The following is a 23,598-nucleotide window of genomic DNA, read 5'->3' on the forward strand; positions in this document are numbered from 1 at the left end:
CCTAGTTAATTCAATATTTCCTCAATGTCTCTCACTTGGTTCTAAACAACGGACTGACAACGATTTCGGAAATCATTGACCGCACCCGAAAATCGTCGTTGCGATTTTTTCTTAAGATGGCATACATCGCATTGGTGTCACTGAACTCAATCGTGCGACCGATGCCGTAGGCGGTCAGCGACTCGCATAGTTCCAGTGCAAGCCGATGTCTTTGTGTCAACAACAATCCCTTCAGCTCTTGGATATTATGGAACGCGGCTCCGCTGGGTAAGGTTCCGCCTGGTTGGATCGAAACTTGCTTTTTGCCAACTAGCTCGGTGTCTCGCCAACGACCGATCGAGTCGAAGTTCTCAAGCCCAAAGCCGATCACATCCATCCGCTTATGACACGACGAACAGACGGTTTGCTTTTGGTGCAACAGAACCATCTCGCGGTTCGTTACCGGCTTGTTCGTCGCGGCCCCCAGTTCCGGGACATTGGGTGGCGGAGGCGAGGGCGGGTCGTGCAGCAATTTCTCCATCACCCAGGCGCCTCGAATCACAGGTGAACTGCGTTCGCCGTTGGACCCCAACGTCAAAAACGCCATCTGCCCCAGTAGACCACCGCGTGGTGAGTCCCTAGCGAGTAGGACCTTACTGAACTGGTCGTCGGTGACTGAAAACCCGTCGTCCAATTCGTAGTGGTCCTGCAACAAGGGATCGACAACCACGAAGTCAGAATCAATCAAGTTCGCCGCAGAAAGATCTTCCTGCACCAGAACTTTGAAAAACTCAACGACCTCGCGTCGAGCTGATTGCCGAAGTCCATCATTGAAACGCCAGAACTTTTTACGATCCACGGTGATCGCGTCAAATCGATCGAGGTCCGCCCATTGGCTCATGAAACCCTCGAAGAAGGTGGTCGCTTTCGGGTCGGCAAGCATACGATCGACCTGACCACGCAACACGGATTCGTCCGACAGAATTTCCTTAGCAGCGAGCTTGGTCAGTTCCTCATCAGGTGGGCAGCTCCACAGAAAATACGACAAGCGAATGGCCAACTCGCGGTCGGTCAAGTCATGACGCCCACTGTTAGTTTCGCTCGCTTCTTGAATAAACAAAAACTGCGGAGACGCAAGAACAACGGCCAACGGCTCTTCGAGTGCTTGCTGAATTTTCTGGCCAGCCTTACGGTTGGCTTGATACAACTCAACCAGTTGATCGACGTATTCTTTGGACGGTGCCGCCCCGCGAAAGGCCTCGCGTGCAAATTTCGAAAAGAGCTGATCGACGTTCTCGTCATTCCAGGGCATACTCGGTTTGCCGCGTTCCGGTGATTCTGGATATAGAGTCCTCTCAAATACAGATCGTTCGTTCGGGTACAACGGCCCCTCGTACTCAAAGTAGTCAATCCAGATTGCTGCCCAATCCCCATCAGGATCAATCTTCTTGTCCTGATCCATCAGTGCGGTGACCACAGGGTTCATGATCCCACTTTGGTTAATGTGCTTTTGCACAACCAGCTCAATCGGCTGGGGCTTGGCTTCGGTGCCAAACACTCTTTTAACGGTCACCAAGTCTTCGTCCTGAATTTTGATAAAATGCCGCAGCGGTGCCTGTCCGTCGCGGACCCCGGCATGAATTCGCAGACGGTACTTCCCACGCGGGTCAGGACGGATGGCGAAGCTCGATCGTTTTGTCGTATTGTCTGGTGCTAGGTAGTGCCCGTCGTCTACTCGGGGGTACTCCATATATCGACTTGAATTGTGCTGTTTTTTCGATCGATTGACGAAGAGCTTCATCTCGCCAGCATCTTTGAAGCCGAGTTGTTTCCACGACTTGCCGTTCTCCAAGCCTCGCGTCACCTCATCTAATCGCTCGCGATGGTCTTCAGCGATCTTTCGTTGTTTGGGCGTGATTTTCTTTTCCGGGTCATAGCGCCGAACCCTCTTCTTTTCCCGTGGTTTAGCAGCCCATGTGATACCTTGATGAACGATGTCTTTGGCGAGGTCGAAGTACAAGTCAAAGTGCGACGAGGTAAAAAACTGATCCGCGCCAACCGTGTCGAACGAATCCGATTCGGCGTCTGGAGGTACTGCATTAGCCGAGAGCTTTAAACCAAACAATTCGCGGATCGTCGCGACATACTCACGTTGGTTCAGTCGCCGCATTGCGATCTCGCCTCCGTGATCGGTCAGTCGCCGACGCGCGTCCGAAAGTGCCTTCGTTAGCGATCGCAAAACCGGAGTCAGTTCTTCGGCCTGAGGCTGTTCTTCTCCCTCCGGCGGCATGTCCCCTGAGTTCAACACATCCAATAAGTCTTGCCATCGCTGGGCCGTATCATTAGTGGAAATGGTCCATGGCAAGTTTTCCAATCGGACTTGCCCCTCTGGATCATCGCCCTGATGACAGTCGACGCAGTAGTTCTGAAAGAACGGCTGAAGAATTCCAGCAGGCAACTCAGTCGGTTCCGGCGCAGCAGCATGAACTGCCAAACGGGATAAGAAGAGCGCCGAACCGAGGATAAGGATAAACCGTTTCATGGATTGAGAGTGAGGTGTAAAAGCCTTAGTTATACTCCGGAGCAAGCTATTACTCCGTCATGTGTTTACTGAAGATGATGTCATGTATTTGCGGCGTAAGCGAAAGGCGGGCGTGCCGATCGTTGATTCCTTCCCACGCTGCCTTTGCTTCGAAAACGGTGGCCAACTTGAACGCTGACCGCAACTTTTTTCCTGTAATCTCCTAGCTCGGCGCAAACACGGTCGGCTTACTTCAGTAATGTGGCAACCACTCGAGGATTAGCTGCAGCGCCATTCTTTTCCTCGCGGATATCGGTTTTCAGATCTACCAGAAAGTTTCTTTGGCTCTCCCGTGGAACAAGAGCTTTCCAGTGGCAGTGGGAATCTTCATTTCTAGTTGCGGGTTGCCTTTGATTTCTCTATTTCTGTGATTCGATCGGCCATCTGTTGAACCCTCTCAGGATTCTGCCTAAACAAATTGCGAGTTTGTGATCGATCGACGGACAAGTCATACAATGCTTTTCCTTCATCAGCGGCTTGGATCTTATTGATTTCTAAGTACCAGTCTGGCTCCGGCTTGCTTCCGCCTTTACGCAAATAGGCCCAGTCACCCTGGCGAATCCCGTTGGCTTGCCGTCCGGAATGATAAATCATTTCATCCCGCACCTTGGTGTCAGTAAGCAAGGTCGGAAGCACGTTAAGGCTGTCCTCTGCCACCCCTTCATCCAATGGGTATTCGACAATCCCGGCAATCGTTGCAAAAAGGTCTGTCAGAGAGAAAAGCGAGTGTATCGATCGCCCTCCCTTGATATTCCCGTTAGGCCAACAGGCAATGAACGGAACCCGATGTCCCCCTTCCCATGCATCGCCTTTGATTCCGCGAAGGTGGCCAGAGGAGTAGTGCGAGTGTGTTTGGATCAAGTTACGCGTGAACGCTTCCGGTCCATTGTCGCTGGAGACCACGATGAGCGTGTTGTCGAATTCGCCTGTCGACTTTATCGCTTCAATCACCTGCCCGATCGCATCATCTGTCTGAACCAACCAATCTCCGTAGTTGCCCGCTTCGCTCTTGCCATGGAACTCTTCGGTTATCGCGACAGGGGTGTGAGGAGAGGTCAGGCTGAAGTACAGAAAATAGGGTTCTGACTTGCTACTTTTGTCGTTGATATAGCTAACGGCCTGCTCAGTGATTTTTGGCAAAACCGCTTCCAGGTCCCAGCCCTCTTGACCAGGACCGTCACCATGGATGTAGCCTCTAGGACCTTTGGACTTGAGAGACTTCCCCTGAAAATCAACTGGATCACAGGCAAGCTTTGTATTCTCAATAAAGGCGAAGGGAGGAAAATTGGGACAGTCAACGCCGAAGTAGTATTCGAAACCGATCGATGTTGGTCCCTCGATGGGCTTGGTCCAATCAAACACATCATTTTTGGCGGTGCTAGTATTCGAACCAATGATTTCTTTGGAAGGCCTTTGCCCGCCTTTCCACGGCCAGTTGAATCCCAGATGCCACTTACCGATACATGCCGTGTTGTACCCTTTCGTTTTCAACATCGACGCGATGGTGACCCGACTGGCATCGATAGACAATGGATCCCATGGACTTAAACGGCCCTGTTTCATTTTGCGCCATGCATAGCGACCGGTCAGCATCGCATAACGACTGGGACTGCAAATAGCACTCGGTGAATGAGCGTCTGTTGCCCATACTCCTTCTTTTGCCAAGGCATCCAAATGGGACGTGATAGCCTTGGACTCCTTATTCAAAAAAGAGACGTCTCCGTAGCCTAAATCATCCGCGAGAATGACGACAATATTCGGATTTTTTTGTTCTGCATTGCAGCGGGCTTCCATGCGGATACTTAAACCCAAAACGGCAAAGCCACACACGGCGACCTTCAGCACATCACACCTCAAAACACTCACGCTTATCTCCTAGATGACAATTCTTGCAGACACCATTTACATGCTGGCCTCTAATCATTTCCCGATCGCGGCGGCCTCAATTATTTGATTGCGTTGATCGACAGGTCTCAAGCAGGGTCTCCATTTGCTGCACCACTTCGGGATAGGAAGTGCACAGGTTCGTGGTCTGGTCGACGTCGGCTTCCAAATCATAGAGCTGCGCTTTTGGCGCATCCGGCTTGTATTTGCCACTGGCATCAAAGTCGCTATTCACGTTTCCGACATACGCCGCGGCAACCGAGCCACCCGCGGCATGCTGCCCCGGATCTCTTGTGAATCCGCCGGCGCCTTGCTGCGGGATATACATCCACTTGCCTTTGCGAAGTGAAACATGCGTGTCGTAGCGCGGAAGCAGAACCACGTGGTCGCGCACCGGGGTTTCGGTGTCGCCCACCAAGGCAGGCAAAACGTTGACACTATCGGCCAACTGCGCCGGCTCAACGTCCTGCTTGGTAATCGCAGCAAACGTGGCCAACATATCCAGATTGCTGATCAATTGCTTGGATACGGTGCCCGGTTCAATTTGGCCGGGCCATTTAGCAATGAACGGAATGCGGTGGCCGCCTTCCCAGACGCCGAATTTGAAGCCGAGCAGGTCACCGTTCTGACGATGACCTTTTTCAAAGGCATCCTGACCGCCATGATTGAACATGCCGCCGTTATCACTGGTGAAGATAATCAGCGTATTGTTCGCCACGCCTTTCTCTTCCAGCGCCTTCACGACTTCGCCGACAATCCAGTCCAGCTCATGAATGAAGTCGCCATACAGCCCGCACTGGCTCGTTCCTTGAAAACGTGGGTGCGGCGTGAACGGGTGGTGAATATTCGTCGTTGCCAGATACATGAAGAACGGATCATCCCCGCGCTCACCGATCCATTTCGTAGCCCGGCTGGCCAACTCGGTGCCCAACTCGAAGTCGTTGTAGAGCTTGTGTGCCGCTTTCGCACCGCCAAACCAGTTGGACACCCGAGCACCATGCTCTCTTTTCAGCGGGGTAATCGGCGTTGCTTTCTTTCTGGCTTCTTTACCGATATAGACAATCGGATCGTCTGCGGTCATGCCGACCACCGTATCGTTTTCAACATAGACATACGGCGGCGCACTGTTCACCACCGGCACACCGAAGTAATAATCAAAGCCCAATTCCAACGGACCGGGACGCAACGGTTTCGCGTAATCGGCGATCTCGTCGCCAAACCCAAGGTGCCATTTCCCGAAGCACGATGTGTCGTATCCCTTCTGTTTCAACAGCGACGCGATCGTCATTTTGTCGGTATCAATCAGCAGATTCTTCGTCGGGCTGCACGGCCCCCAGATGTTTTTGCGCATTGGATATTCACCTGTCATCAGGCCATAACGCGAAGGCGTACACACGGCCGAGGGAGAATGCGCGTCGGTAAAACGGCGGCCCTCGGCGGCGAGCTTGTCGATGTTCGGCGTCTGCACCTTGGTGGCGCCATAGCAGCCCACGTCGCCATAGCCGAGGTCATCCGCGTAGATCAAGACAACGTTAGGCGGTTGCTCCGCCGAAGCGAAACTTGCAAACGCTCCCAACAGAACCAACCCAATTGTCATTCTCAAATGCATCATCTTCTTTTGATAGTTGTAAGGGAGAAACGCGGGAACAATAACTAACGTAGTGGACGAGGCGACGAGTCCTGGCGTAACGGGGGACTCGTTGCCTCGTCCACTACTAATGCGTCACCTATTGTTCCGGCGGTCCTAAGGATTAGTCCTGAAATAATTTACCGATTTAAGAATTGAGTAACCGCTAGGGTGGCAAACGCTTTCGGTTCGGAGAACCGAGCGACATTGTCGCTCAGCTCTCTGAGCTGATAGCGGAACCGTGGGTAAAAGCGGAAGTTATTTCGGGACTGTTCCTAAGGCTCGGGCTTTACTCCGTCGACTTCAGTGCTTAATTCAGTCTGCTTGTAACGATTTCTTTCGGCCTCCAGTCGGGCCAGGCCCACCAGGTAAGGCAGGCTGTGGGCGATGTAGCCTTCGCCGTCAAAGAAATTCGGTTTATCACTTTCGACGGTGATTGGTGCGATTTGGAATTGCTTGCTTGCGGAATCACCTGCATCGGATCGCCGATGTCATACCCCACTTGTGAGGACATGACAAAGACTTCTCCTTGAGCCGGTGTTACTGCGAAGGCAACGGCGATTAGTATCAATGTTCGTAACTGCATGGATAACACTCCGACTTCTCTTGTAGTTAAGTACGAATTTATCTTTGCGCTGATCTCGTCAAAGACTTGCCGTCCTCCAAAACTTCCAGCCCGCGACCGGAATGTTTGTAGAAGTACGGGAAGACGCCTTCACTGTGTTCCATATAATCTTGAGCCGATCCCCAGAATGATCCGTTCATGATTCCACGATAGCCGGAGGTGTAGGGCTTGTCCTGAATCTTTGCAATCGTTTCCTTCAGCAACAGCCGCGTGCGCCACATATCCATCAGCCGAACGTGCATGAACATCGTGTCCCAATTGCCGTACTCGGACTTGTGAGCCTCCTCCAGTACCTTCTCAAGTTCCTCAAGCGCGAGTTTCATTTCTTCGGCGAATGCCAGAGGATCCCGATTTTGCGAGTACTGTTCAAAGGCGTCATTCACCTTCGACAGCATTCGGCACGAGTACATATGGACTGCGACTTGATAGGTGAAGTGTGCCTGGTAGTAATCTTTTCGATCGGGAGGAATTTTCGATTCGAGGGCCTTCGTTTGCTCCCATAGCGAAGGAAAAAACTCGGCCGTTTCAGCGAGCGGTTCTGTCGCCTGCTGAAACTGATTTTCGAAACCTCTGATCGTCCGAAGATCTTCACCATTTTGAATCGCCTTGCCGTACTTCTTGAGCATCTCTTGCGTGAGGTACTGGATCAGATGTTCCCCGCGTGCTCCTCGCCAACGCACTTGGATCGGCATCTGTTCACGCATATAGGGAATGTCGTAGTACTGCAAACGCAATGCGGTCAGGTCGGATGCCAACTCAGATCCGAACTCCTTCTCATACCAATCATTCAAGTACTCCTTCATCGCCTTATCGGATGACTTGCCGAGCGCTGGATCGGCGTCCCAGAGAAAATCGGTGATCGCTTCGACCGACATGGCGGCGGGGCGAATGCCACTGACGTTGATGATCGCATATTTGGTCGCCCCCTTTTCCACGTATCGTTTCAGCTCGCTGTAGATACGAGCGGGCGGCACGCCTTCGGTCGTCCGGTTTTGCGTGTTCATCATCATCATGACGTGGTAATAGAGGCCATCACCGGGATCCAAGTCCGATCCATCGCCCTTGTCACGCATGAAGCCACGTCCGTCATCGGCGAACATTTTGCAAACGCCGTCAGGCACCTTCAGCAACCCATCGTTGTAGAACCGCCCCTGCTCGTTCCAGAGTGCGGCGATGATCGTCGCATCCGGGTCGATCTTGCGAATGATATCTGTCTGGACCTGCATCGCTTCGGCGATCACCGCCGCCCGCCCCGCATCGTCCTTTGGCGCGGCTGGGTCGCTGTTCCAAAACGCTCCGTCACTCTCACCACGGAACCCGATCGTCCAAGCCACCTTTTTGTCAGCCAACACTTTGGCCGATTTCGTCCACGCATCGATCAAAATGTCTTTGTGATCGACAAACGAAAACGGTACTCCCTTAGGCCAGTCCATCATGTTCAGCCCCACGGGAAGAATATGATGGAAAGTGATAACCACGTCGCGACGTTTGCATAGTTCGTAGACGGTCGCATCGGAATAGGGAGCCGACTCGGGCGCGATCATGTTTCCTTTGCAGCGAAGCAAAGTTTCCAGGATCTTGTCCATCCACTCCATCGAGATCACGTTCCCGCCCAGCGGATCCCGGTGCATCCCGTCGTGCAGTTCTTCATCGTTAATGAACCAGCCACGATATTCAAACGTTGGCTCCTTTGAGACAACATCGAAGTCCGCTGGCAGCGAAATTTTGCTGCGTTTCTTTGGCTGGTTGTCGGTAAACACGTACATGGGATCCACGCCCAGCACTTCTTCGCAAAATGTATAAATCGCGTAGATCGTGCCGCGAGTGTCCGCACCCACCGCTGTGATCGCAGGATTTTGCTTCACCTTGCCGGTTGTCACACGAAACTGTTCCTTGCCCTTGGGAACGTCCGACTCAAACAGAGTGCGTGTGTTTTCCACCGACCCGAACGCTATCACGGGGCCGTCCCAGGAACTTCGCGTGTTATCCCGAAAAATCACAGGCGGATAACCGAACACTTTGTACCAATCTCGCTCTGCATCCCGGATCGCTTCCTGGATCGCTGGATTGGCAAAATCATCCGACATCACAATCCAAGGTGTATCACCGTTGATCTCGATTGAGCCGGGGCCAACTCGATAAAAGGCGGGATCAGTCGATCGGGTCTCAGCACGCGCATCAAGGCACGTTCCGACAATCGCCTGGAAAACCAGTACGACGAGAAGGCTAGTTCGATTCACGATGGATTTGCGTTTCGCGATGGGGAAGCTTATTCAGCGAATATGACAGACGGAACGAATCAACTACTTTGATTGAGCTTCAAAGGCAGCATCAAGATTCGCTTCTTCCTGTGCGTTCTTCGGCACAACGCGAGGCGAGGATCCTGTAATCTCCGGGGTTGATGGCGACGAATCACCACAACCGATTGTCAGCATGGAAGCCAGCAGCAATAAAATGCAAAACACATTGTTCATAACAAATCCGATACGAATTAAGAGAGAAATTAGAGAGGGCCAGCCTTGTCCAAGGCCAGCCGATGATGAGAAAACGACAGAAGGCTGAATGAGCGAAGCGCAGAAAGCGTAGCCCTGCGTTTCGCCCTAACTAGCATTAAAAACTAGAGATCTTCCTCAATGGTTTCCTTCGATGCCCGAGTGCCCAGTGCGCCCCACAAGCCGTATGGACTCATTGAACCGGGGACGTTGTAAGCCTGATCGCCATCGACGGAGACAGGAATCTTGGTCGCCTCACCCGCTTCGACTGAATCAGTAATGAACTTGACCGCACCATCGCCCATCAGCACATGACAACCGCCTTGATGGCGGCTACTTGGTGGAAGGACACCAGGTATTTGAAATTCAAACGAACTTACTGTCCCCGTCTCTGCAGCGGCCAACAGGCAGGTCGGACTGTTAGGTGGCAACATGGTATTCATCGTCGTAAATATCGGTTGCCCCGCCGCCCAGCGGTAACCTCGACCTTCACTCGCAGTGAGGCTACTACCACTTGTATAGAACTGTGGCCGGGTAGGGTTGATGTCACCGTGATTTGCGCACTCACTCGGCGAACCGACCGGCGCGGTGCCCCAAGTATCGCCCGCCATCGTCATCCCAGCGGTTCTAGGCATGGTCCTCACATCAAGATCTCCTAGATCTGTTGTGATTTCTCCTGCGATGATCGTGTTAGCCAAGCCATCAAGGATGTCACGGAATGCCATTTTCTCGCGAGGCACAAATGCCCCTCGCTGAGCCGCGCGAAGCTGTTGCGATCGGTTCGAGTTCGTTCCGAAACTATTGTCGTACTTGCCAGCACCGCTACGAAAAGGGCTGTCACCTAGGCACGCGGCGTAATTCGTACGGGCAAACGCGGGCAATCCAGAACCAGGGTCACTGGGGCAACGCAACATCGGACTTTCGGTTGCCCAAGGGGTATAGAACTGGCTGTTAGATGGATCTGTCGTGGTGTACGTGCCTTCTGGCGTGCAGCCCATCGAGTTGTAGACAACCGTGCCTCCATTGACCGCAGTGTCAAATGGGTTGGAGATCTGCTCCCACAGAGCCTGAGATTCAACGAAAGGCAACAGGCCAACGAAAATACTCAGTCGGCCACCAGAATGCTCTTCCCGGGGGTGAGTTCCATCGTTGGATGCCGCATCACCCCACGAACCAGACATATGGGTTGGTAGCTGCTTGTACGCGGAATGGTAATTGTGAATCCCGAGCCCAATTTGCTTGAAATTGTTACTGCAACTCATTCGGCGTGCCGCCTCGCGGGCAGCCTGTACGGCGGGCAACAGAAGCCCCACCAATACACCAATAATCGCGATCACGACCAGAAGCTCCACCAGCGTGAAACCGTGCCGTCTTTGAAAACTTCGTCTCATCATCAATGCCTTTCACAAGCCAGAAAAAATTGAAAAGTCCCACATTTCCCCTGAGGCGACTTCAGTTGCCACCATCGGGCCTTTGTGGTTGGCTTTAACTCTATACGGCGATGAGCGAGCACTAAATCGTGTATTCATACGATGCTTAGCGTTTATTAATCGATCACAAATCGGCGATGGACGGAACGCTGAGCCCCGTAAATCAGCCCCGGCCACGGGGAAATCGGGCTTACCGCCACCCGGTGCGGCTCCACTCGCCGGGTACCGCCCCCCGGCACCAACTGCTCGGAAATGCCACGAGACTGCAGCCTTCTCAAAATCCCGCAACACCAGAAGCACCAATCGTTACCCCACCGCGCATCTTGAAAATTGGGGGACTGAACAGCGTTTTGAAGGCCCCTGTCGAGGAGAGCGAGTCGAAAGAGCGAGCTCCGTTGCAACGGGCTCAATAATAGAGTTCGAAGAGCCCCATGGTGACGGCACTAAGAGGGCCGTAGCCTAGGTCCGTCGACAATCTTCCGTGCCTAAATCGCTCTTACCAAGCAGCGTTTGAACAAGCCTAACCTGTTCCATCTCACCGACAGCAATACGACGTCATTCAAAAGTGATGCACCGTCGTTTTAAGCTGACGTAGTCTGCAGCGGATACCCACCGACTTGATACTCGCTTACCGTGTGCGACTGCTAAGTGCTCGGCTTGGACTCGGTAACCTCGGGCGTTCGAGGCTCTCGATTCCACAACTTTCGAATAAAGAAATCGGCTTGGCGACGGTAGGCGTACGGATGCCCCGCTGCCCCATGACCAGCCCCGGGAACAATCAACTGCTCGAAGTCCTTATCAGCGGCGATCAGCGCGTTGACCACCTGCATGGAACTGGACGGATCCACATTGCGATCGAGTTCACCCCAAATCAATAACAGATCCCCCTGCATCTTGCTGGCACCGGTGACATTCGATTGAGCTTCATAGTGCGGACCGATCGGCCATCCCATCCACTGCTCATTCCACCAAATCTTGTCGACTCGGTTATCGTGGCAACCGCAATCGGCGGCAGCCGCATGGTAAAAGTCGCCATGATCAATCAAGGCTCGCATTGCACTTTGGCCGCCGGCGGATCCGCCCCAAATCCCCACTCGCGAGAGGTCCATTTCCGGACGCGTTTTCGCTGCTGCCTTCATCCACGCAACCCGGTCTGGAAACCCGCTGTCGGCAAGGTTCTTCCAGCACACATCATGAAACGCTTTGCTGCGATGATTCGTTCCCATGCCATCAATTTTCACGACAATGAAACCGAGTTCGGCCATGCCGTAAAGCGATGTGTGCAAGCCGAAACGCTTGGGCACGAATGCAGAGTGAGGCCCCGCATAGATCGCTTCCAAAACCGGATATTCCTTCTTGGGATCAAAATCCGTTGGCCGAATGATGATGCCGTAAATGTCCGTCTTGCCATCGCGTCCCTTCGCAACGAAACGTTCAGGTGGCTGCCAACCCGTCTGCAAGAGCTCCGATGCGTCCGCTGTTTCGAGATGACAAACGAGCTCGCCCGTTTCCGCATCACGAAGGTTCGTCACCGGCGGCAAATCGACTCTTGAATAACGATCAATTAGGAAGCGGCCATTGGGCGAAAACTCAACCTCATGATCTCCGTCGCCTTCGGTCAACTTGATAAGGTCCGCACCATCGAAACCAACTCGTATCCAATGAACATGATACGGATCTTCCTGGGGATCCATTCCGGAAACTTTCAACACCAGTTGTCTGCTTTCCTCGTCGACGTCTTCGACACCACGCACCACCCACGAACCACGGGTGATTGGATTGACCGTTTCACCACCTGCGGCATCGACCAGATAAAGATGGTTCCATCCACTACGTTCACTCATCCAAATCCACTGATTCGCTGACGCAAGATAGTGAGCGTACGCCTTGCTCGAATAGCAAACAAACGTGTCACTTTTTTCATCGATCGTTGTGGTCGCGTCACCGCTTTCCGCATCAACCGTGATGATCCGCAATCGCTGATGACCGCGTTCGTTATAGAGAAACGAAAACGAATCGCCTTCTGGCTTCCAAGCCAAATCTCGTAACGAAAAAGGACTGGGAAACTCGGAGTCCTTGATACGTCGAGGCTTCCAGTCCAGTGACTCAGAAAACAAGACCACCGCAGGATGATCCAAATCGTCGCCCGGCTTGTCGTACGGAACCTCGATTAACTTGGGATGGATTGAATCGTCCGGTGAGGACTCGATCAGCGTAATGCTACGGTGCTGACCTTTTTTGGTTTGAAAGACAACGAAGTGATCCGATGATGGAGACCACCAGACCCGACCATCAAACGAATCATCTACTGAACCATCTTGGGTCAATTGTGTTCGTTCATTGTTGTCAGTTTGAACCAACCAAACGTTATGCCCCTTCAATTCAATTCGGTACCGTCCATCCGGTGATGCGATTCGGTTATTCGACCGGCGTTTGCGGGATGACGATCGCGGCTTCGGAGTCCGTTCATCAACTAAGGCGTCCTCTTGACCAACCGATGCCACGAACGCAGCTACGTTTTCGCCTTCGGAATCCTGCAATAGCCAAGCATGCCCATCAAAGGTTTGGATCGGCAATACTTCATTAGCTTTCACTGTGCCGTACCGTTTTCGCTGGCCGTCCGCCTGAACCCAGAAGTAATCGAGGTTTCGCAACGTTTGGTTGTGAAAGCGGATAGTCGTGGACTCGCTTCCGTTTCGACTTCGCACGATTTCTTTTCGCGCGGTTAAGTAGACCGGCACATCACCCGCATCAGCCTCAGTCTTTTCGGCAATCCTCTTTTTGAGAGCCTTGAAGTCATCAAACGCCTCTTTTACGCCCAACTCGGCATCAACAAAAACAAATTGATTCCGGTCTTTGGCGGTTTGGTTCCGGTACCAAAAATAGCGATCATCTTTCCCGACCCATTGCGCAGAAACCGAGTCGTGAAAAACATGGCCTTGCACGCGTTGAGAATACGACTGCCACGCTTCATAGTCGTCAGGAGTTCCTTGAGCGGCTACATCCCATTGCCAGCTGAGGGCACAAAGCACCACTAACGTGGGGAGCCAAACTTTACCGCAGGTCGTCAAATTCGTTCGCTGCATCAACTTATTGCTTCACTATTTGGAATGGCTACTTCTACTCGGGCAGATTCTGCTCGATGGCAGGCCGCTTGAGCAGACTTAGATAGGTGATTCAGAGGCATTTTACTAAGACGCCGTATTCGACGCCGACGTAATTAGTAAAACACAAACACATATAAGTGTCGACAAACGCATGGGCGAATGCGAACCTGACCGCCGCCCCTGGCCGGTATCGCAACTCAAAGCCGCAAACCTCACACCTTTTCAGTCTTGAGATCTGCATCACGTTCTAAGTCAAACCGGCCTTCGTTCTCCACACCGCCAACATTGTCGGTAGCCTCGGGCGATTTCCGATCGACATGCAGGGCAATCCCACGCAACGTCGTGTTTCTTCAGTTCATCCAAAAGAAGCTGCCGAGCTTCATTGAAACGTGCCGTTTCGACGTGGATTCGCACCAATTGGTTACCACCCAGTCCCGGCTCCGCGAGTTCGAATTCATCCTGACTAGCGAAGCAGCGGATGTCTTTTGTTGCCAGGACGGAAACGACATCGTTTGCGTTTGCCTGATCCGAACAGGATGCGAGCGGTTGGTAAGTCGCTTCGGTCGGCGTTTGAGAAAAAGCCAAGCGCGGCTCAACCAAAATTTCACTGGAACGCGTCAGCGAAGGTGAAGTGGCCACTGGGGCATTGCCATCGGTTCGATCACTGGCCGCAGCAAGAAAAGCGGCGTCGATCGTATCCAGTATCGGCCGTCCACCGATTGATGTGACTTGACTGTCCAAAAGCAGTGCCCCAGCAAGCAATCGCCAAGCCTTAAGGGGCGAAATTTTCTGCTCACGAAGATCTTTCAGAATCACGGGAAATTGGAAATCGTTGCGAACATCAATACTGCCGCCCGATTGAGCGACATGACTTCGCAAGCGACTTGCGAGCTCACCAAGTGCCGATCGGAACATTTCCAAGTCACCAATGCGCTGTGATCGATGCTGACTGCGTTGCTGGGCTTCACCGATTTCAGCTTCTAGACTGCGAATCCGTGCGGCAATTTGGTCGTCAACCGGAGACGGGGTGCAATCCGCATATCCTTTCAAAAGCTCTGGTTCGATCTTGTCCAGAAAGTCCGCGAATATTCGCAATGCCTTTTGATGTAAATCTCCTTGGATATCACACGCATGCTCGATGTCCGACTCCAGGATCGTAACATCCCACGTGGCTAAGTTCAGCTCTTCTTCCAAAGCCGCCACTTCGGCACAACAAGATTCCCACTTCGCCTTTTGCTCTCCAATCCCATACCTTTGATATGCCTCCTCTCGCTCAATCTCGGTCCGACGACGAACCTCTGTGATTTCCGAAAGCAACTGGTGATAGACCGCTTGCTTTTCTCGGATCAGCTTGGCGATCTGGGGTGGCGTCTGAACGAGATGAAGATAGCTGGTATTGGCAGCATCAAACTGAACTAACTTTGCGATCCAACGATCCCAACGGCGTCCGATACCTGATCCCTTATACCTAGGGGTTCCATACTGTTTATCACGCAAATAGGTAAACAGCTCGCACTCTTCGAAATCAGGCAACTTCTCATCCGCATGCCCTCGGGCTCTTTCGAAAGCGATGACAGCCTCATCCAATTCTTGCTGCACCCGAGCGACTTCATCGGTGAGACGTTGAACGCTGGGATCAACTCTTATCGATTTGCGGTAGTTACCTGTCTTGGAAAGCAAGTCACGATGGGCTTTCTCCTGTTGTTTCACCGCGATTTGAAGCCGATGCTCTAAATCAGACGCATGAGCGGAAGCTTCGTCTAACTTGGTTTGACACCGACGACAATTATCATCCCGCAGCAAAAGCAATTCTTGAATTTGGTCTCGGACCTCATGCCAAGTCGTTGCCAATGTTTGATGTGTCAAATCAGGAAGATAGTGCCGAGCGAGTTCTAGCAACGCTTCGGTGCGTTGATTGGTAACCATACTCAGCAAACGAGGAGTTTCTCGATTCGCTCTTCGCAATGCCGTAATTGCCCCTTCAGACTCCTTCAAACTGGCGTTGATTTGATCCGTTATTTCAGCCAACGCTACCATTTTTCCAAACCTGATCTTACCGATCGCTTGCACTGAAAACCTGAAACGAAATGACACACCGATGAATACATTAGGCTGGCGATCCTCACTTCATACTCAGCGATTCCCCACTCACTTTGAAAGCGATATCTACTCCCAGCCAACCTCCTAAACGCTAGAATAGACGAGCGGGACAATCCGATGTTAAGCGTGGCCCTAAACCCGCCAAACGAGACCAGCGGCTATCAACCACAGGCACCTTTCAATTACCCAATCATTTGCTGCACGCATTTGCTCGCCTCGATTCGAGGTGTTCGGCTCTGGATCTCCAGACTTGGCGGATCAACGAATCGTTTAAGCCTTAGCGGACCACGATCATTGCCGCCAAACAACCCAACTTTAAATCCTCACATTGAAGTTATTCAGATGCAACTATCAGGAAAAATTGTCGCCGTGATCGGTGGCGGAACCGGGATCGGAGCAGGCATTGCGACAGAACTCGCGCTAGCAGGCGCGAACGTCACCGTGGGCGGACGCCGCACCGAACCCCTCGATCAACTGGCGGCGGAGACAAAGTCTACGCTACCGATCCGGACGCATAAGATCGATGTTGCCGAACCAGCCAGCATCGAAGCGTTTTTTGGCGATTTGCAAGGCAGCGTGGGGCCGGTTGATATTTTGGTGAACAGCGCTGGCATCAATATCGCCAAACGGACCATGGCGGAAATGGATCCCGATGAATGGGAACGTGTGCTGCGGATCAACGCGACTGGCGCATATCGTTGCATGCACCAAGTGCTGCCTGCGATGCGAGACCGTCGCGACGGGCTGATCATCAATATTTCGTCGGTTGCAGGCAAACGAGCGATAGCTCTAGGAGGTGTTGTGTATTGCGCCAGCAAGTTTGCGATGACAGCGATGGGCACCGCGGTGGCTAACGAAGTGCGCCACGAGGGAGTTCGCATCACCAACGTCTATCCTGGCGAGGTGAACACACCGATTCTAGAGAAGCGTCCCGTCCCAGTATCGGACGAACACAAAGCATCGATCTTGCAACCCGAAGACATTGCAAAGGTAGTTAAATCGATCTGCGAATTGCCACCGCGAGCTTGTGTCCCCGAAATTGTCATCAAGCCCACAACGCAGGAGTGGGTGTAGCAGTCAGGACAGGGTGCTGCTGCTCACGATTGGTGCACGGTTTCGTCGTAAGGCAACCAGCCGTCGTCATGAGTCGGCTTCCAATGCGTGCACCTGTCGGGAACACCGACCTTTGCGTCGCTTTGCCAGCAACAAACCGCGATGGCTATCCCATTTGGTAGTCGAGCGCATCGTCGATCGCGATGCGAAATTCATTGTCCGATAGCTGCAACAAATCTCGCATTTCTGTGAGAGTGGCAATCGTTTCGGCTGGGATCTCTCCAAGCTGGGACGTGGCTGCCAAGAACATTCCCTGCAAAGCGAGAAACTTCTGTTGCACGGTCCACCGTTTTGATACGGTCAAAACATAATTTGTTGCCTGAATATTGGACCGACGTGCGATCGAGCAAAGCCGCCCCAATTCCTCCCGTTCAATCTCGCGTTCAAATAACACGTTTGAGATATGAATCAGGCTCTGGACTTCGTCTTCAGTGATGTCTTCGCCTTGCAAAGTGATCAAGACCGCTGAACGAATTGCCTCGTCCTGAAACTGCTCGAGCTGCACTTGCTGATGAGCGGCTTGGTCGAGATGCAGAACGCTTTCGTCCCAATTGTTTTTGCAGTGACTGCAAGTGACGAACAATTCTGCATTGCCGATCGGGACCGTCGGAATGAAGTACAACGTCAGAAACGGACGCCGAGCACGCAATCGGTACGGCTGCGACAGATTACAAGTCGGACAATAGAAATCACCCGTCTCGCGAGTTCGCGTCAAGTTCATCGTGCCGATCAGAATCATCGATCGATCAGTCCTTGTACCATTCCGAGCGAATTCCGCTCACCTAAGTCGAGACCAATGCCCTCAACTTGTAAATCACGATCCAATCACCAGCCTTGTCATACGGCTTTAGACAAACTCCATCATACCGCAGGCAATCAGGACATTGTAGTTTCAGGCAAATGGGCACGCTGTACCTGCAATACATTGTCAGTGTAAGACCGGTTCAGTCGTGCCAGCTCAAGCATTCGGTGCCGACGCAAAAGCCGCTGGGTTTCGTTGATAGCACTGTCGCTGATGCTCGTATAAAACGATCCCGGCTGTGGTGGCCAAGTTCAAGCTACGAACCTTCGGATCGGTCGGTAATCGAACCGATCGCGGGTCGGTGGGCGACATGATGTGATCGGGAAGCCCGCTGGTTTCCTGCCCAAAAACAAACACATCGCCGACCTGAAGCTCACAATCCCAAAGCATCCGATTGGCATACTTCGAAAGGAAGTGAAAACGTGCGGGGTCGAGCTTGCTGGTCAAGGTTTCCCAATCCGGCACCATTTCGATATCCAGATGCTGCCAGTAGTCCAGGCCAGCCCGACGCAGACGCTTCTCTTCAAACGAAAAAGAGGCTGGCTCGACGATCCAAAGCTTGGCGTTCACCGCAACGCAGGTGCGACCGATGTTACCTGTGTTCTGAGGGATCTCAGGCCGGTAGAGCACGATATGAGCGGGAGTCGGCAACATGGTCAAAACTATAGAAGTGAGAGAAGCCAAAAGGTCGCGAGTAGAGCAAGCAATCCCCAAGCCGTCCACTTCCAATGCGAAGGCAGGCTGCTTCCACCACCACCGCCTCCAGCGTACTGATCGGGAAACTCTCGGCGTAAAAAGTCCTGGTACTCTTCGTCCTCGTCGGACTCGTCATCGCCGTCGTCGAAGTCATCCGTGTCGAAGTCGTCGTCATCGAAATCGGAGTTCATCGCGTGTTGTCGATTCGTGGCATTGAGTCGTTATGGGGAACGCTGAAGATACGAGGTTGCTTGAAGACACAATACGCATGAAAAACAAAAAAAGGCGGGTCACATGAAAACTCACGCGCCCGCCTTTTGATGTGCTTTGTCAGTCCTTGGTCACCGAAGGATCAAGGGAACGACGAAATCAGTCTTTGTCCTTATCGGTATCCGAATCAGGCTCGGATCCCTTAGGTGTGTTATCGGCGTACTTCGCTTCAGGGATCGCATCAAGATCCTTGGTAGGCACGATTTCGTGGTAGACCGCGAATTCTTCGTCTTGGTCTTCTGGTTCCTTGGTCACTGGTTCGTCAGTCACCTTGGCTGCCGCAGTGATCGCTTCGATAACCTTGCGTTCGACGATCTGGTTTCGCAAACCGTCCATTTGGCCAGTCTTTTCGAAACGAGCACGAATACGACGAGGCGAAGTGTCGCTTTGCTCAGCGATCAGTTCGATTTCAGCATCGTACTCTTCTGGCAACGCGTCGATCTTTTCTTCCTCAGCAATTTGCTCAAGGATGAAGTGCTCTCGCAGCGATGTCTCGGTACCAGCTTGTAGGTTTTGACGGTTCGCGTTGACGAAACGACGAATCATGTCGTCATCGAAACCGCTGCGGCGGAATTCAAGAACCTTACGGTCCAATTCTCGCTTGGTTTGTCGCTTGACCAACGTTGGTGGCAAGTCGAACTCAGCGTCAGCAAGCAATTGCTCGATGATCGAAGTACGAAGTGCTTGCTCGGTACGGTAGTTTGCTTGACGCTCGAGCGATGCACGAACGAAGTCACGCAGTTCACTTTCCGATTCGAATTCACCAAGTTCGTCCAAGAACTCAGGGGTGAGCTTCGGAAGTTCTTGCTTCAGAACTTCGACGATCGTGAACGTAACGTCGACTTCTTTGCCTTGCAGCTCTTCAGTAGCGTGAGCTTCACTTAGCTTAGCCTTGCCAGTGATCACGTCACCTTCTTTTTGGCCAGCCATCAGTTCGCCGAAGTTCTCGCAAACCGCATCGGACAAGCTCAATCGCTTAGCCAACGTGACGCGTTCTTCGTCCATTTCGGATAGTTTCTTGTCGCCATCCTTAAAGACAGCGGTGACCAGCAATTTGTCGCCGAGTTCGGCAGGTTCGGCACTGGCTTCCAGCGTGGCGTAGCGTCCCAGAACACGCTGCAACGCAACGTCAACTTCGGCTTCGTCAATGGTTTCGACAGGCTTGTTGAGTTCCAGACCCTTCCAGTTTGGAGTGCTGAATTCAGGACGCACTTCAATCTTGAACTGGTACTTGAACTCGCCTTCTTCGGGCAACTCGATCGATTCGTAATCGAAATCGGGCTCACCAATCGCTGAGAACTCAGCTTCCTCGGTGACCTGACTCAGGCTGTCCATTAACAGCGAGCCTTTGACACGGTCTTCGATGCGGTCTTTGAATTGCTTTTCGACTAGCTTGCGAGGTGCACGACCGGCACGAAAACCAGGGACCTGCGCGTCGGTGACCAATTCATCGAAAGCTTCCTTGAGGTAACGATCGACTTCGGTGCGTGGGATCGAGACGATCACTTCACGCAAGCAGGAGTGTGGCTTCTCCACTGTGACTTGCAGTTGCAACGCGGCTTTTTCGGGCGTGTCGTTCACGCTCAGATCGTTTTCGACGGACGTGGACATCCTGTTTTCTTACTTCTTGCCAGAGGAGGGCGCTCGCGGTCGTAACCGTGAGAGCACCACGGACGGAAAATTCCAGCGTATTCGCTGAAGTGTCAGTGTGTACTGTGGAAGACAACCAGCCCATTATCGGTCCGGTCGTCAACGCGGAAGTGTAGTGTTTGAGGACGGCGATCGGCAAGACGCCCGGTCCAGGAATCCCACGAAACGCGAGGAATTACAAAGGATTCTGTTGATTTGTTGTGAACAAGCGTCTTTTGAAATACCGCAGCAGCGACTTAGACAGGCTTTGGACGTGCTTAACACCGGCTTTGAATGCGGCTCAAGAATTTAAACCCCGCCAACGTGATTTGGTCCTGGTCGACCCGTTTGCGGATAGCGGCCTTCGTCCAAACCAATTTGTTAGCACGCTTGACGACCGATTCGTGGTCGACGCAATGCGCCAGATAGCACGTTCGGACCAAGTGGTGCGCGGAATCCCGGCTTTGCGAGCAATGCCCCCTAAATTACCGCTTCGTGGTGTACTTTGCTCTAACAGCGGTGTACTATTGCCGGAACTTGCGTGTCAAACGGATTGGCACGACTCTCCTTATACGGGTCAAGTCGTAACAGGAAATGCTTTTTTAAATCAAAAGCGTTGCTTGACCCTCTTGGAAAGCTGCCTGTGGTCCACCCGGATCACTCAGGATTTTTGGCCCTTCTTGTTGGCCGAAAGTCGTCGGATGCGATTTTCTTTCGCCGTCCCATCAGCTTTTGTCTCTCTCTTTGCACAAAGAAGTTACTTGAATACTTTTGAGAAAATGGACTTGTTCGAGCCGGTCAAAAAGGCCCTCGCCGAGCAAAACTACACAACACCGACCCCCATCCAAGCTCAAGCCATTCCACCCGGAATCGCTGGACAAGACATCCTCGGATGTGCCCAAACCGGAACCGGCAAGACCGCTGCTTTCGCAATTCCGATCCTCGATTTTCTAGGGCACGAAAAGCCCAAAGCAGCGGCTAAACGCCCAACCACGTTGGTCTTGGCACCAACTCGCGAATTGGCGATCCAAATTGACGAGAGCTTTCGCTGCTATGGCAAGCACATGAAGGTTCGCACCGCGTTGGTCTACGGCGGTGTTGGCCAAGGCAATCAAGTCCAGGCCCTGCGCCGCGGCGTGGATGTCTTGATCGCAACGCCAGGTCGTCTGATTGACCTAATGGACCAAGGTGAACTTGATCTTTGCGATATCCAGATCTTCGTTCTCGACGAAGCTGACCGAATGCTGGACATGGGCTTCCTGCCCGCACTCAAGAAAATCATTTCGAATTTGCCTAACCAACGGCAATCGCTGTTCTTCTCAGCCACCTTGGCTCCGAAGATCCGTGAACTTTCGAATCAGTTGCTGTTCAATCCAGTGTCGATCAACGTCACTCCTAAACGCACCAGCGTGGAACAGATCGAACAACGCTTGCGGATCGTCCGCCGCGATAACAAGCTTTCGACCATCAGCAATTTGCTATCCCGTAAGGATTGCGAACGGGCCATCGTGTTCACACGAACCAAGCACGGCGCCAACGCTCTGGTCCGCAAGTTGGACCGCGAAGGCATCAAAGCGGTTGCGATTCACGGCAATAAAACGCAAAACGCTCGTCAAAAAGCACTGCATGCGTTCCGTAACAATGATATCGGCGTGCTCGTCGCCACCGACGTGGCGGCACGCGGGATCGATATCGACGGCGTCAGCCATGTGGTCAACTACGACATGCCTGTCGAACCGGAAAGTTACGTTCACCGCATTGGCCGAACCGGTCGTGCCGGTGCCCAGGGGATCGCAATCTCGTTCTGTACCGGTGATGAACTGGACGAACTGCGAGCGATTGAAAGCTTGATCGGGAAGAAGATCCCAGTTGAAAACCCCGAGGAATCCTTCGAACCCGCTTCCGGTGCCCCCAAGCAAGGCCGTGGCCGGCCTCACGGCAACGGTGGTGGCGGTCGCGGCAGCAAGCCAGGTCGAGCGTTCGGCCAAGGCGGCCAACCTCGCGGTGGCAAAGGCGGCGGCAGGAAGTTTGGCGGAAACAAGAACGCTGGACGCCACGCGTCGATCTAGTCTCCTACGAGACAACAGCTTCTCTTGATGAATTCGAAACGGCTCGGTGTTTTCACATCGGGCCGTTTTTCGTATCCGCTTGTCAACTTTGCACGTCCCCAGGCCAGCAGCTTCACATCATCAGCCCAACCTTTTCGCATCATCAGCCCGCACACCGGCGCACGAAAAAAGCCTCGTGCCCAATCAGATTACTGATCAAACAGAGGCTTAATACGAAGGTCAGGTTCGAGTGAACTAAACCAAGTTCTTACGAACAGCCCAAACCGCGGCTTGGGTACGATCCGATACACCTAGCTTTCGCAGGATGTGTTGGACGTGCTCTTTCACAGTCTCGTAGCTGATGCCAAGCATCTTGGCGATTTCTTTGTTGGTCAAACCCAAAGCCATTTGGCGAAGCACTTCGCTTTCACGCTGGGTCAATGGAACGTCAATATCTTGGTTCATCCGTGGAGTCGCCAAGGCACCTGTGACGCGGCGAAGTTCTTCGCGAGTCCAGGATTGCTCACCAGCGAAGCACAGGTTCAGTGCTTCGATTAGGCGTTCAACGGGTGCAGTCTTCAAAATGTAGCCGGCTGCCCCCAAAGCGACTGCTCGAGCCACGTAAGTTGGGTTGTCGTATCCGGAGAACAACAGCACTGGCAAATCGGGGTGGTCAAGCTTGACCCGCCCTAGGGTATTGAGGCCGTCGCCACCTTCCATGCGGATGTCTAGCAAAATCGCATCTGGTGTGTTTTCTTCTACAAAGGCGAGTGCCTCGGCTGCCTTAGTTGCTTCACCGACGACTTCAATGTCGGTTTCACTAAGTGCGGCGCGGGTGCCCAACCTCGAGACGGCGTGGTCATCGACAATAAGAAGTCGCTTGGTCATCGGTAAGTCCTAAACGCGTAGTGGGAAGTGTTAGCAGCGATTTATCGCGTGGTTGCCGCTTTCTGCGTAACTACTTTTCGTAGCAATCTGAAACACGTTTGCGACATAGAAGGGTGTGCCCCCCTTCCAAGAGTAGTATCGCGTCAACCGCTGGTATAAACCGCTAACCGAGTAATTACTTTTTGGGGATTCTATCCGACACTTACTGACGACAGAAGGTCACCCAATGGCGGTGATACACTCCAATAATACACTGGAGGGGGACTTGAGTCCTGTGCCGGATGTTCAAAAAGCACATGGATCCAGGCGAAAATCCAAACTTAATCG

The 23,598-nt window shown here is 52.7% G+C and carries 15 protein-coding genes; 2 read left to right on the plus strand and 13 right to left on the minus strand.

Annotated features, from left to right (window positions below; all coding sequences use genetic code 11):
- Window positions 1–31: 31 nt before the first annotated feature.
- The 8 genes from ACR3ZL_RS23000 to ACR3ZL_RS23035 all read right to left on the minus strand — a co-directional run bounded on the left by ACR3ZL_RS23000 (window position 32) and on the right by ACR3ZL_RS23035 (window position 15,762).
- Window positions 32–2,521, minus strand: coding sequence for a DUF1592 domain-containing protein (locus ACR3ZL_RS23000; protein WP_473650757.1), 2,490 nt, complete (start codon window positions 2,519–2,521; stop codon window positions 32–34).
- Between the two features lie 372 nt (window positions 2,522–2,893).
- A complete protein-coding gene (locus ACR3ZL_RS23005) occupies window positions 2,894–4,426 on the minus strand; it encodes a sulfatase family protein (RefSeq protein ID WP_473650756.1) in 1,533 nt (510 codons plus the stop codon).
- A gap of 76 nt (window positions 4,427–4,502) precedes the next feature.
- A complete protein-coding gene (locus ACR3ZL_RS23010; protein WP_486172995.1) occupies window positions 4,503–6,056 on the minus strand; it encodes a sulfatase family protein in 1,554 nt (517 codons plus the stop codon).
- Between the two features lie 639 nt (window positions 6,057–6,695).
- Window positions 6,696–8,936 carry a glycosyl hydrolase 115 family protein gene (locus ACR3ZL_RS23015; RefSeq protein ID WP_473650754.1) on the minus strand — a complete coding sequence of 747 codons (2,241 nt, stop codon included), beginning with the start codon at window positions 8,934–8,936 and terminating at the stop codon, window positions 6,696–6,698.
- A 63-nt stretch (window positions 8,937–8,999) separates the two neighbouring features.
- Entirely contained in the window at window positions 9,000–9,170 is a 171-nt protein-coding gene (locus ACR3ZL_RS23020; protein ID WP_473650753.1) for a hypothetical protein, read from the minus strand.
- A gap of 143 nt (window positions 9,171–9,313) precedes the next feature.
- Window positions 9,314–10,582 carry a DUF1559 family PulG-like putative transporter gene (locus ACR3ZL_RS23025; RefSeq protein WP_473650752.1) on the minus strand — a complete coding sequence of 423 codons (1,269 nt, stop codon included), beginning with the start codon at window positions 10,580–10,582 and terminating at the stop codon, window positions 9,314–9,316.
- A gap of 680 nt (window positions 10,583–11,262) precedes the next feature.
- Window positions 11,263–13,704, minus strand: coding sequence for a prolyl oligopeptidase family serine peptidase (locus ACR3ZL_RS23030; RefSeq protein ID WP_473650751.1), 2,442 nt, complete (start codon window positions 13,702–13,704; stop codon window positions 11,263–11,265).
- A 273-nt stretch (window positions 13,705–13,977) separates the two neighbouring features.
- Window positions 13,978–15,762: a hypothetical protein gene (locus ACR3ZL_RS23035; RefSeq protein WP_486172996.1), complete on the minus strand. Its 1,785-nt coding sequence runs from the start codon at window positions 15,760–15,762 to the stop codon at window positions 13,978–13,980.
- A 405-nt stretch (window positions 15,763–16,167) separates the two neighbouring features.
- Between ACR3ZL_RS23035 and ACR3ZL_RS23040 the strand changes: the two genes are divergently transcribed.
- A complete protein-coding gene (locus ACR3ZL_RS23040; RefSeq protein WP_473650749.1) occupies window positions 16,168–16,899 on the plus strand; it encodes an SDR family oxidoreductase in 732 nt (243 codons plus the stop codon).
- 145 nt (window positions 16,900–17,044) lie between these two features.
- On the opposite strand, the gene ACR3ZL_RS23045 is transcribed toward ACR3ZL_RS23040, so the two are convergent.
- The 4 genes from ACR3ZL_RS23045 to tig form a co-directional block, all read right to left on the minus strand.
- A complete protein-coding gene (locus ACR3ZL_RS23045; RefSeq protein WP_473650748.1) occupies window positions 17,045–17,677 on the minus strand; it encodes a zinc-ribbon domain-containing protein in 633 nt (210 codons plus the stop codon).
- A 219-nt stretch (window positions 17,678–17,896) separates the two neighbouring features.
- On the minus strand, window positions 17,897–18,394 hold the full coding sequence (locus ACR3ZL_RS23050) for a tRNA (cytidine(34)-2'-O)-methyltransferase (protein ID WP_473650747.1): 498 nt from the start codon (window positions 18,392–18,394) through the stop codon (window positions 17,897–17,899).
- 8 nt (window positions 18,395–18,402) lie between these two features.
- Window positions 18,403–18,627 carry a hypothetical protein gene (locus tag ACR3ZL_RS23055; RefSeq protein WP_473650746.1) on the minus strand — a complete coding sequence of 75 codons (225 nt, stop codon included), beginning with the start codon at window positions 18,625–18,627 and terminating at the stop codon, window positions 18,403–18,405.
- Window positions 18,628–18,805: 178 nt separating this feature from the next.
- The gene (gene tig / locus ACR3ZL_RS23060; protein ID WP_473650745.1) at window positions 18,806–20,317 is read right to left on the minus strand and encodes a trigger factor; all 1,512 of its coding nucleotides are present in this window, start codon (window positions 20,315–20,317) and stop codon (window positions 18,806–18,808) included.
- Window positions 20,318–21,096: 779 nt separating this feature from the next.
- Between tig and ACR3ZL_RS23065 the strand changes: the two genes are divergently transcribed.
- Entirely contained in the window at window positions 21,097–22,404 is a 1,308-nt protein-coding gene (locus tag ACR3ZL_RS23065) for a DEAD/DEAH box helicase (protein ID WP_473650744.1), read from the plus strand.
- A 234-nt stretch (window positions 22,405–22,638) separates the two neighbouring features.
- Here the strand turns inward: ACR3ZL_RS23065 and ACR3ZL_RS23070 are convergent, their stop codons facing one another.
- Window positions 22,639–23,271 carry a response regulator gene (locus ACR3ZL_RS23070; protein ID WP_473650743.1) on the minus strand — a complete coding sequence of 211 codons (633 nt, stop codon included), beginning with the start codon at window positions 23,269–23,271 and terminating at the stop codon, window positions 22,639–22,641.
- Between the last annotated feature and the right edge of the window lie 327 nt (window positions 23,272–23,598).

The sequence above is a fragment of the Rhodopirellula sp. J20-39 genome, from assembly GCF_057365095.1.